Source organism: Paenibacillus sp. sgz302148 (genome assembly GCF_056120465.1).
This window is the reverse complement of sequence record NZ_JBVYOJ010000009.1, coordinates 220,747-231,866: the sequence shown is the minus strand read 5'-3', so window position 1 is coordinate 231,866 and position 11,120 is coordinate 220,747. Positions and strand designations below refer to the sequence as shown.

General features: G+C 53.5%; 12 protein-coding genes. 5 read left to right on the top strand and 7 right to left on the bottom strand.

Annotated elements, in window-relative coordinates; all coding sequences use genetic code 11:
- Nucleotides 1-69 precede the first annotated feature (69 nt).
- The 4 genes from AC0LWM_RS15560 (at nucleotide 70) to AC0LWM_RS15545 (ending at nucleotide 2,572) form a co-directional block, all read left to right on the top strand.
- Nucleotides 70-735, top strand: coding sequence for a PspA/IM30 family protein (locus tag AC0LWM_RS15560; RefSeq protein ID WP_474675871.1), 666 nt, complete (start codon nucleotides 70-72; stop codon nucleotides 733-735).
- Nucleotides 736-875: 140 nt separating this feature from the next.
- Entirely contained in the window at nucleotides 876-1,280 is a 405-nt protein-coding gene (locus AC0LWM_RS15555; protein WP_474675870.1) for a DUF350 domain-containing protein, read from the top strand.
- A 27-nt stretch (nucleotides 1,281-1,307) separates the two neighbouring features.
- Nucleotides 1,308-1,814 (top strand): DUF4178 domain-containing protein, encoded by a 507-nt coding sequence (locus AC0LWM_RS15550; RefSeq protein ID WP_474675869.1) that lies wholly within the window; start codon nucleotides 1,308-1,310, stop codon nucleotides 1,812-1,814.
- Between the two features lie 11 nt (nucleotides 1,815-1,825).
- On the top strand, nucleotides 1,826-2,572 hold the full coding sequence (locus tag AC0LWM_RS15545; protein ID WP_474675868.1) for a DUF4247 domain-containing protein: 747 nt from the start codon (nucleotides 1,826-1,828) through the stop codon (nucleotides 2,570-2,572).
- A 554-nt stretch (nucleotides 2,573-3,126) separates the two neighbouring features.
- Here AC0LWM_RS15545 and AC0LWM_RS15540 read toward each other — a convergent pair.
- The 4 genes from AC0LWM_RS15540 to AC0LWM_RS15525 form a co-directional block, all read right to left on the bottom strand.
- Complete coding sequence (locus tag AC0LWM_RS15540; RefSeq protein WP_474675867.1) at nucleotides 3,127-4,503, bottom strand: class I SAM-dependent rRNA methyltransferase; 1,377 nt, start codon at nucleotides 4,501-4,503, stop codon at nucleotides 3,127-3,129.
- 88 nt (nucleotides 4,504-4,591) lie between these two features.
- The gene (locus AC0LWM_RS15535) at nucleotides 4,592-5,365 is read right to left on the bottom strand and encodes an MgtC/SapB family protein (RefSeq protein ID WP_474675866.1); all 774 of its coding nucleotides are present in this window, start codon (nucleotides 5,363-5,365) and stop codon (nucleotides 4,592-4,594) included.
- A 10-nt stretch (nucleotides 5,366-5,375) separates the two neighbouring features.
- Nucleotides 5,376-6,377, bottom strand: coding sequence for a histidinol phosphate phosphatase domain-containing protein (locus AC0LWM_RS15530; protein ID WP_474675865.1), 1,002 nt, complete (start codon nucleotides 6,375-6,377; stop codon nucleotides 5,376-5,378).
- Nucleotides 6,378-6,472: 95 nt separating this feature from the next.
- Complete coding sequence (locus AC0LWM_RS15525) at nucleotides 6,473-7,279, bottom strand: DeoR/GlpR family DNA-binding transcription regulator (RefSeq protein ID WP_474675946.1); 807 nt, start codon at nucleotides 7,277-7,279, stop codon at nucleotides 6,473-6,475.
- Nucleotides 7,280-7,562: 283 nt separating this feature from the next.
- Between AC0LWM_RS15525 and AC0LWM_RS15520 the strand changes: the two genes are divergently transcribed.
- On the top strand, nucleotides 7,563-8,549 hold the full coding sequence (locus tag AC0LWM_RS15520; RefSeq protein WP_474675864.1) for a Na/Pi cotransporter family protein: 987 nt from the start codon (nucleotides 7,563-7,565) through the stop codon (nucleotides 8,547-8,549).
- Here AC0LWM_RS15520 and deoC read toward each other — a convergent pair.
- The 3 genes from deoC to mtaB all read right to left on the bottom strand — a co-directional run bounded on the left by deoC (nucleotide 8,473) and on the right by mtaB (nucleotide 11,119).
- Nucleotides 8,473-9,219: a deoxyribose-phosphate aldolase gene (gene deoC, locus AC0LWM_RS15515; RefSeq protein WP_474675863.1), complete on the bottom strand. Its 747-nt coding sequence runs from the start codon at nucleotides 9,217-9,219 to the stop codon at nucleotides 8,473-8,475. The two genes, AC0LWM_RS15520 and deoC, sit on opposite strands and share 77 nt — an antisense overlap.
- A complete protein-coding gene (locus AC0LWM_RS15510) occupies nucleotides 9,212-9,649 on the bottom strand; it encodes an NUDIX hydrolase (protein WP_474675862.1) in 438 nt (145 codons plus the stop codon). Before AC0LWM_RS15510 ends, deoC begins: the two co-directional genes overlap by 8 nt.
- A gap of 114 nt (nucleotides 9,650-9,763) precedes the next feature.
- Nucleotides 9,764-11,119: a tRNA (N(6)-L-threonylcarbamoyladenosine(37)-C(2))-methylthiotransferase MtaB gene (gene mtaB, locus AC0LWM_RS15505; protein ID WP_474675861.1), complete on the bottom strand. Its 1,356-nt coding sequence runs from the start codon at nucleotides 11,117-11,119 to the stop codon at nucleotides 9,764-9,766.
- Between the last annotated feature and the right edge of the window lies 1 nt (nucleotide 11,120).

Genomic DNA, 11,120 nt, shown 5'->3' with positions numbered 1-11,120 from the left:
ATTTCATCATACAATCGTAATATTAGCATACAAACAAATTTAACGATCCTTTAAGGAGGAACCATTACAATGTCCATTTTCAAACGCCTGCGTGACCTGACCCTATCGAATGTTTATGCTCTGATCGAAAAAGCCGAAGATCCGATCAAAATGACGGACCAATACATCCGCGACATGCACGAAGACTTGGAAGACGCCGAAAAAGCGGTCGCTCAACAAATCGCACTGGAAAAACGATTCAAGCAACAATACGAAGAGCAAGCGGCGCTTGTTGCGAAACGCGAAGAGCAAGCCAACATGGCGGCTCAAGCGAAGAACATCGACCTGGCACGCCGCGCGCTGGAAGAGAAAAAGTCCGCCGAGCAGAAGATGAACGAATACAAAGCGTCTTATGATCAAAATAAAGCAGCTGCCGACAACCTGCGCGCCAAGCTGGAGGAAATGCGCAAGCAGCTGACGGAAATGAAGAATAAGCGCGAAACGTTGGTCGCTCGTTACAACGCGGCTAAAGCACAAACCGAAATCAACAAAGCGATGTCCGGATTCAGCTCCGATACGGCGACTGCCGGCCTTAAGCGCATGGAGGAAAAAATGCTGGCGATGGAAGCACGCGCGGAAGCAAGCAACGAAATGGCCGCCAAAGACAAATCGCTTGACGATGAGTTCGCCCAATTGAGCAAAGACAAAGGCGTCGAAGACGAACTGGCCGCGCTCATGAAAAAATACGAAAACTAATCCGAACATCATGGGAAGAAAGAACGTCTTGGGACGTTTTTTCTTCTGTTAGGACCTTTTACGATGCTGGCTTTCTTACGAAAGCCTAGCTATTGCTTACGATGCTGGCTTTCTAACGAAAGCCTTTGGGAGGATTCTCGATGTCGCTCGATTATTTATTGTCCGTGCTTGTATGGACGGGAGCCGGAGCGGTGCTGCTGTTCCTGCTCATGTTCATCGATTCTTTATTTACGCGATACAAGGATATGGAAGAGATTAAAAAAGGTAACATGGCCGTCACGACGCGTTTTGTGATCAAGCTCATGTCGCAAGGATACATTTTGTCGCAATCGATCATCAAATCCGACGACTTGCTTGAGGCGCTCGCCGTTTCGATCATTTCTTTTGTCGTCCTGCTCATTTTGGAGCTGATCGTCCGCATTGCTTTGAAGGCATCCGTTCAGTTGAACCTGGACGAAGGCACAAAGGAAGGCAAGGTCGCTCACGGATTGTTCGCAGGTTCGCTGCATGCCGTCGGTGCGTTAATTATTGCGGCCTGCCTGTAATTTTATCGTCAAGAAGGAGCCTATAGTATGAGCTTGTTCCAGCGCATTAAAAATTTGATGAAAAAACCTGAGCCTCCCATCGTAGAAAAAAGCATGCTGACGCTTGGCCCCGGCGACTTCTGCGAAGTGTCGCTCGTCACATACGAGGTGACCGGACGCATCCAGAACCGCCAGCGCAACGCCATCGTCCTGACGCTGCGCGACGGCAATACGATCCGCTATTTGCATGTCGAACAGCGCGAAGTCCTTAAATTTTCTTTGTATTCGCCGATCGACGGGCGTCTTGATTCGTTCGATGAAGTGCCGACGACAATCGAAATGGAAGACAACACCTATCATTTGGAAGAGCAATATTCCGGCCACGTATTGGCCGTCGGCAATACGCCGTTCCGCCAAGGCGGCGAACAACACGTATGGCAGTTTCAGTCGGATGATTCCAAGCTGCTACGCATCGAGTGGCAGGACGGCCGGTTCATGCTGTATGAAGGCGAGTGGATTCTCACCGCAGATGTGCAAGTATTACGAGGAACGTAGGAGTTGAAGCGATGTCCCGCCTGCTGCAAGCGATAAAAATCATATTGTTGGCCAGCTTGTTCGCCTCGCTCCTCAGCGGCTGCGGCGGACCTTCGGTTAGCGAGACGTACCCTCTGGAATCGGTGACGAAGGACGGCGGGCAATCCTCCTACATTTACCGGGCCGCGAACAAAACGGTTCCGGAAGTAGCGCAGGAGCTCACCGACCAGAAGAAGCCGGATCAGGTATCCAAGGAAGATACGGAGCGTATGTTCCTCGTTTACCCGAACGAGCTGTACCATTTGCAGAAAGACCCGAAGCAGCCGCAGGATACGCTGATCGAGGTCGACAACAAGCAATATGTCCAGCAAAATTACAACCCTTCGTTCCTAGAAGGATATTTGCTGGCAAGCCTGCTCACCAACATGTTCGACTTCGACTTCGGCCGCTCGGGCAAATACTACGGCGATTACCGCGGCTATACGGACAAAGATAAATATAAGCCAAAAACAAGCTACCGTTCGCCAACCGAGCAAGATAAAAAAACCGCTCCTCCGATGACCGTCGAGCGCAAAGGCTCCATTTTCAAACGAGGCAAATCTTCAACCGGTTCGAGTTCGGACAGCGGCGGATTGTTCGACAAGCCTTCCTCCTCCAAAGGCAAAATATCCAAAGGAGGCGGCGATTCGAAAGGATCCGATTCATGGTTCTCTCCGCCCAAAACGAAAAAGCCGAAAACCTCGAAGGGCGTCGGCAAAATATTCAAGCGAAGGCGATGAACGGCCGGATATCCGGCCGTTTTTCTTTGTTGCGCATCGATGTGAGCACACGGGTATATAAAGGGGCACGCTATACGCAGAGATGCGGGTATGGATGAGTAGCTGCAAATGTGCAGGTATTTTTCCGATAATACCGATCTCAGAAAAGAATTACTGCGATTGTGCAGTTATTTACTCTCGCATGCCCCGACAACCGTCAACTAGAGCAAAATAGATGTACTTTTGCAGGCTATTCTTTATTTTAGGATTTATTGAATCCGATAGATGCAGAATCGCAGCTATTTCGAAAGTTCCCGCCCCGGTCGTTGTTCTCGTTAATTTACGAGCCTTTTCGACCGAGTCAGTTGCACACCGGCGGCTTGCCTACTGGGCATGTGGTTGACCAACGTCATGCGACGCCAAATACCGCGCGCTGGGAGCTTCACGCGGTCTCATCGCCCCCAAGCAATTGCAGTAATCGACTCTGGCTTCGGTACCTCCGACATTTATGTGTTGTCTGCCCGGTGATGTCGTGACATCAATGGCACAGTTGTGTGCCGCATCGCCTCAAGCGTCTATAACCGGCTGCGCACCTCGAATATCGCGAATTTCAAATAATGGCCTTCATCGACGCCGACGATTTGCGGATGATCCTTGCCCGCGCCCCGCCATTCGATCAAGCGCAAAATTTTGCCCGCATCCAAAGCCGCATCCTGAATCGCCTGCAGGAACAGCTCGGGCCGCATATGGTACGAGCAGCTGGCCGTTACGAGGTAGCCGCCTTCGTTTACGAGCTTCATCCCATGCAGGTTAATATCCTTGTAGCCCCGCGTGGCTCCCGCCACCGCGTTCCTCGTCTTGGCAAAAGCAGGCGGATCGAGGATAACGACATCCCAGGTACGTCCTTTCGCTCCGAGCGGCTTGGACGTGTCAACCTTCTTCCCTTCGCCGGATGCCGCTCTGCCGCGTTCCAGGCGGTCCTCCACGCCTTTGACCTGCTCCCGCAAATATTGGAACGCATCCGCCACGACGAACTCCACGCGTTCTTCAAAGCCGTTTAACGCGACGTTCCTTTTGGCCGATTCGATCGCATGCTCCGAAATGTCGAGGCAGGTGACCTTCTTCGCTCCGGCCTTGCAGGCGTTCAGCGTAAAGCTGCCCGTATGGGAGAAGCATTCCAGCACGGTCGCCCCGTCCCAATAAGGGAAAGTCACGATGCTGCCGCTTTTGTTGACGGGCACGCTTCGCCGCTCGCCATCGACCTCCAGCTCCCGCACTTCGATGCCGCTTCGGGCACCCCACCCTTTCATCAGGCGGCCGACCGACGCGCGATTTTCGCGTTGATCGAAAAAGTATCCGGTCTTCTGTCCTTCCACGATGTCGACCTCGATCTGGAGGCCGTTCTCCGTAATAAGCACATGCCGCGGGCAATCTCCGTACAACGTTCCGGTCGTCTGCTCCAAGCCTTCCAGCTCGCGGACACTGACATCGCTGCGTTCATAAATGCCGTTCGGCGCGAAGACTTCAACTAGAGCCGACACGATTTCAGCACGTCTTAGCTCCATTCCGAGCGTAAGCAGCTGAATGACGAGCACGTCGGCAAAACGGTCGACGATCAGCCCGGGCAAAAAGTCGGCTTCGCCGTAAACAAGCCGGCACGATACCGGGTCATCGACAAACCGGAGACGATGCTCGAAACATCCGCGAAAGCGCTCGGCGAAAAAAGCGTGGTCCATCGCCGCCAAAGGCGTATACGCAACGACGCGTATCGCGATTTGCGAACGCGGGTTCCAGTAGCCGGTCGCCAAAAACCGCCCCTGGTGATTCAGTACGGTGACCAAATCGCCGGGAGCGGCGTCGCCTTCCATTTTTTCAATCTCATTCTGATATACCCAAGGATGTCCTTGTTCCAGCCGTTTTTTGCGGCTGCGCTGCAAATAAACCGATGCCATGATAAAGCCCCCTGATAGCCAATATGGAGCTTATTGTAGCAAATATAAACAGGCACCGCAATTTATCCGTCACGGAAACGAACGGGCGCTACGAAGAAATCGTCGTATCGTTCGCGGATTTGAGCGTTGGCGTGCTGCTCGTCAGCGACGTCTCCACCCGGATGACGTCCGGTGTAGTGGCGACTGCTTCCAGCACGCTGTCGAATTTTTTCGGCTTCGCCGTTTTGACGGTCATATGCATGAGCGCCGCTTTGCGTTTGCCGTCCTCGTAAGGCAGCTCGCGATTTTCGATTTGGATGTTGCCGATTTGCACGCCCATCTTGTGCAGCATCATCATGATCGTACCGATGTTGCCGTTTCCATCCCAAACTTCGATGCATAACACCCGTTTTTGCCGCGACTTCGAAAATGTTTTTTCCAGCTTGTTCAGCAAAAAAAGGCAAATCAGCACGGCGAACGTCCCGACGAACGCGCCGAAATAAAATCCTGCGCCAACCGCGAGGCCGATGGCCGCCACAACCCACAGCGAAGCGGCCGTCGTCAGCCCCGATACGGTCGTACCGGTACGCATGATCGTCCCCGCGCCCAAAAAGCCGATGCCGCTGATCACTTGCGCAGCAAGCCGGGCGGGGTCCATCCGCACGTTCGGTTCCTCCGCGAATTCTGAAAACCCGTAAATCGATAACAAAACGACAAGCGCCGAGCCAAGACAAACCAAAATATGAGTGCGAAAGCCTGCGGCGTGATCGCCCAATTCGCGTTCCAAACCGACCAACCCGCCGAGCACAACGGCCAAAACGAGCCGAATGCCCAGTTCCAAATAACTAATATGCCATACTTCGGGATGAAAGACGGTGGGCATTAGCGTCACCTCAATCTTTTAAAGGAATGCTGATGCGTTTTTTGTTTTCGAAATAGACGATTTCCTCATATCCGACTTCGGCCAATAGCGCCGCCGCTTCGTCAAGCTGTGTGCCGAGATCGTCCGGAAAATGCGCGTCCGAGCTCATCGTAATCGGGACGCCGTGGCTGCGCAGGACGCGCAGGAAGGCAGGGCTTGGGCAAGCTTCCTTGACCGGATATCGGTAGGCTAGCCCGGTATTGATTTCGGTCGCAACGTCCTTCTGAACGAGCAGCTCGGCAATTTCGTTATACATCGGCAGCAGAACCTGTTCGTCCGGGCGATGGTTGAACACCTTCAAGTTGTCCAGGTGGGCGATGAAACTGAACAAGCCGCTGTTGATCGCGCCTTTTACATTTTCAAAATGATTGCGGTATAATTCCGTCAAATCGTATTGCTCGAATAGGTGCTGGACTTCCGGATTGTCGAAACCCCAGCCTTCATAGAAGTGCACCGAACCGATCACGTAATCGAATTCGTAGCGGGATAACAATTCGCCTAGTTCGGCTTCGCCGCCGGGAAAATAATCCGCTTCCACGCCGAGCGATACCGGAAATCCGTCCTGCTTGGCTTGACGGACGGCTGCGATGAACGGCTCGATCGAGCATACGCATACGCGATCCAGCCAATAGCGCTGCATCCGGCCAAGCGGCGAATCGTCCAGCGTCATATGCTTCTCGTAATACGAGCGGAATTCCGTAAACCGGTACAGGTGGTCGACGAGCCCGAATCGCTTTATGCCCCGCTCCTGCCCTTTGCGGAAATAATAACCTAGCCATTCGCGCGTGAAGCAGCCGCTGTCCAGCCGATCCTTCAGCAGCTCCCCGAGCTGGTTGATCCACTCCAAGGAATGCGACGGGGCCGTCAGCTTCGCTCCGCCCTCATTCATGTTCTCCAATGCGCGTGCCGTTCGTTGGATCCATCCCGTCGAATACGGACCTTCCTCCAAGTGAAAATGAAAGTCTACCTTCATGTTGTCTCCTCCTCGATTCAATACAACCGCTTCCCGGCGCAAGAGTTATCGTCACTCCACACAAAAGCGCTTGCGTATCGTAAGCCGAGTCCCTTTTACGCCTCGTCAGCTACTTCCTCCGACTCAAATTTGTCGCCCGCAATTAGCACTTCCACATCGCGTTCGCGCAAATGCTCGATCCATTCCGCCGGGCAGCCCGGATCGGTAATGAGCATCGATACGTTGTGCAGGGTCGATATTTTGGCAAATGTCGCTTTGCCGAATTTGGAATGGTCGGCGAGAACGATCGATTCCTCGGCGCGTTCCATCATTTTGCGGGAAATGCCAGCTTCGTTCAGATCGTAATCGGTTATTCCTTCAACGAGCGAAATGCCGCCTACCGTAATAAAAGCCTTGTGGACGCGAAATTGTCCGAGCAGCATATCGGTTAACGGACCGGCAGCGGATTGCAAAGCGGTATTCACTTCGCCGCCCGCGAAAAAAATTCGCCCCTTGAACGATTCCAACGCAAACAACAACACCGGTACCGAATGGGTAACGATCGTGACGTCGGTCCGCTCGCGCAAGTGACGAACAAGCTCAATCGCCGTCGTCCCGTGGTCGACCATGATCGTCTCGCCTTCTTTAACGAGTGATGCGGCATATTTGCCGATTAGCATCTTTTCGGATGCGTTCATCTGCGCCCGTTGCACGAACGGCGGCTCCCACGTTTCCATACGCGTTTTGACGGCGCCTCCGTAGACCTTCTTTAACCAGCCTTCCTTCTCCAACCGGTCGAGATCGCGGCGGATCGTTTCCGCAGAGACGTTTAATTGCTCCGCCAAAGCATGAACCTGAACTTTGTTGTCCTGTTCCAGCTGATCCAAGATCGTTTTTTTGCGTTCTTCATAGGATAACGACATAACAAGACGGAATAAGACGTTAACGCGTCTTATTGCCGAACGATACCTCCTTTTAAGTAACATCACGATGATTCGGTGGTTTTGTTGATTGTTGAATGTTTGTGTTGTTTGTTGCCTATATTATCTTTGTTTTTGCCGGATGTCAATACAAAATAAGTAAAGCTTCTATTCGGAGCACTATCCACGATGAATGACCCTAGTCATGCTTGGACAAATCGTTTCATAAAATGCAGCAGGAGTTGAAGTTCGGGAGTTACAGTTTCTAGGAATGAGGGGATCATACATGGCGCAAATATTTTTCGCATCATTATTCGGTTTCGGATTATTTCTATTCGGCATGAAAATGATGGAGCTTTCGCTGCATCGCTGGGCAGGTCCTCGGCTGCTCGGCATTCTGGAAACGTACACAGCGACCCCTTGGCACGGCCTTGTCGCCGGAACCGGAATCACCGCTCTGCTCCAGAGCAGCACCGCCGTAACGGTCCTTTCCATCGGTCTGGTGAATGCCGGGTTGTTGACCTTCCCCCGTACGCTCGGCATCATTCTCGGCACGAACATCGGCACTTGCCTAACGACCGAGCTGATCGGATTAAACATAAACCGGCTTGGCCTGCCTCTACTCATATTATCTATATGTACGTTAGTGGTCTCATTTGTTATGATCCAGCAAAAAGACGGGACGGCGCAAGTCGCTTCCTTCCGATTATCCGTGAGCGCGCTCCGCTCGACCCAATGGTTGTCTCTCGCCATAGCCGGGTTTTCCTGCGTCTTGCTCGGCATCCATACGATGCAGTCGGTTGCGCCCGCTCTTCAGGAACGCGGTCTGTTCGACTGGTTCGTGGAGCAAGCCCAGCGCAGCCTATTGTGGGGGATAGCGGCCGGCGCCATTGTGACGGCGATCATCCACAGCAGCGCAGCCGTCATCGCGATGGCAATGGGCCTTGCGTCAACCGGCGTGCTGCCGCCCGAGCTCGGCATCGCGATTGTTATCGGCGCCAATGTCGGCACGTGCGCCACGGCCTTTATCGCTTCGATCGGAGGCAGCAAAGCCGGCCAGCTTGTCGCCTGGTCGCACATCGCTTTGAACGTCGGCGGCGCCATTTTGTTTTACCCGCTCATCCCGGTACTGCATGACCTTGTCAACTGGATGACGAATCAACCTTCCGGCCAGATCGCGCGCGCGCAAACCGTGTTTAATATTGCGTGTTCGCTCCTGGCTCTGCCGCTGTGTTATTTGCCGGTTTGGCGGAAGTTCCGGCTACAATCGTAACGCCGGAGCTTGTACCGAGCCGCGTAGCGCCGGCTTGAATCATTTGGAGTGCGGCCGCCGTATCTCTTACGCCCCCGGAAGCCTTGACTCCGATATGCGGAGATACGTTCTCCCGCATGAGCCGGATGTCGGCTGCCGTTGCTCCGCCCGGACCGAATCCCGTCGACGTTTTGACGAAATGCGCCCCTGCCGCTTCGGCGATCCTGCAGCCTTCGCGTTTCTGATTGTCGCTGAGCAGTCCCGTTTCGAGTATGACCTTTACGATCGCTTTGCCCTTCACCGCTTCGACAATCTCGCGAATATCTCGTTCCACGGCCTCGTAGCTTCCATCCTTCAGCAAGCCGACGGCTACCACCATGTCGATCTCCGCAGCGCCGGCGTTTGCCGCTTCGGCAGCTTCGAACGCTTTGGCGCCGCTCGTCATTGCGCCAAGCGGAAAACCAACGACGGCGCAGACGCGCACGTCCGAGCCGGCTAACAATTCTCGGCAAAGCGGTACCCAGCAGCCGTTTACGCAAACGCTGTAAAACCGATGCTCTTTCGCTTCCCGGCACAATTTCTCGATATCTGCTCTACCTGCTTCCGGCTTCAAGTACGTATGATCGATATATTGCGCCAGACGAGCAGGATCGGATGCCAGCCGTTCATTCGAATAATGTCCTTCAGCCATTGCCAATCGCCTCCAAGCCCAATTGTTTCAAAGCCGCCCTCAAAATTCGGTCATTGTTGTCATAGCCGGAGGTTGATTGGCGTCTCCAAGCCTCTTGCGGTTCAAACCATTCGACGCCGCGGATTTCTTCGACTTGAGCTTGCAGCGAGCCGCCGACCGCCTCAACCAAATAATAGTGGACCTCTTTATCGACGACCTCATTGCTTTGCGTCGTGTATTGATATTTGATCGTATCGAGCGGGGCGATAATACGGCCCGTTATGCCCGTTTCCTCGACGATTTCCCGGAGCGCCGTCTGCTCGATCGTTTCGCCGGGCTCCATTTTGCCCTTGGGCAGCGATATTTTGCCGTAACGATCCTGAATCATCTGAATTTCTAATTTCCCGTCTACCGTTCGATAAACGACGCCTCCTGCGGATATTTCTTTCATGATGGCTCACCCCAATATGAAATGGTTATATTTTGAAAAAAGGACTTCGTATCGGCAAGCCGAACGAAATCCTAACTAGCGTATATAGAGGGTCCGCAAAAGCCGGGTTCGGGATTATATCCCGCTCGCCGTACGAACTTGCTCCGGTGCCGACGGCATGACGCGCACGAGCTTGCCTTTGCATTCGTTGACTCCCGCTTCCACGATTTGTACTTTGCAAAGCTCGCCGATGAGCGATTCCGCCCCCTCGAACACGATCTGCAAGTAGTTGTCGCTGTAGCCCATCACCATGCCCGTACCCGGCGCGCCTTTATAATCCCGCTCCGGGATCACGTCAAGCACTTGACCGACGAACTTGCGGGCGTAATCCAGCTGCATCCGCTCGGACAAGTCGATCAGCTCATGGACGCGTTCGTTTTTCACTTCTTCGTCGATCTGATCCTCCATCCGTGCGGCCGGCGTGCCGGTACGCTTCGAATACGGGAATACGTGCATTTCCGCGAACTGAATTTTCTCCATGAAAGCATAACCGTCGCGGTACATTTCTACGGTCTCCCCCGGGAAGCCGACGATCACGTCGGTCGTAATCGCGACATCCGGCATAATCCGGTGGAGTCGTTCGATCTTCTCGGCGAATTCCGCCGTCGTATATTTGCGGCGCATCCGCTTCAGTACGGTATCGTTCCCCGCTTGAAGCGGTATGTGCAGATGACGGCACATTTTCGAAGTGTTCTGGAGCACTTCAATCACTTCATCCGTAATTTGGCTCGCTTCGATCGAGCTGATCCGAATCCGCTCCAAACCTTCAACTTTGTCAAGATCCCATAGCAGATTGGCCAGCTTGTAGTTCTCCAGATCGTCGCCATAACCGCCGGTATGGATGCCGGTTAATACGATTTCCTTGTAGCCGGCAGCTACAAGCTGCTTCGCCTGGTTAATGACGCTTTCCGGGCTGCGGCTGCGCGAGAGGCCGCGCGACCAAGGAATGATGCAGAACGTGCAGAAGTTGTTGCAGCCTTCCTGTATTTTGAGGAATGCGCGCGTACGCTCCGCAAAATCGGGAACGTCCAGCTCTTCGAATTCGCGCGTTTTCATAATGTTGCGAACGGCGTTGATCGGCTGGCGATCCTTCTGGATTTGCTCGATATACGGCATGATTTTGTCTCGGTCTTGCGTGCCGATAACGAGATCGACGCCCGGAATGGCCATAATTTCGGCCGGCGACGTTTGCGCGTAGCAGCCGGTAACGGCGATGATCGCGTCCGGATTGCGGCGAACCGCCCGGCGAATGATTTGCCGGCTCTTCTTGTCCCCTGTATTCGTTACGGTGCATGTATTGATCAAATAAACGTCGGCCGTCGACTCAAAGTCGACCTGCTCGTAGCCTTCGTTTTTAAACAGCTGCCAAATCGCTTCCGTATCGTAAAAATTCACTTTACAACCAAGCGTATAAAATGCGACGGATGGCATG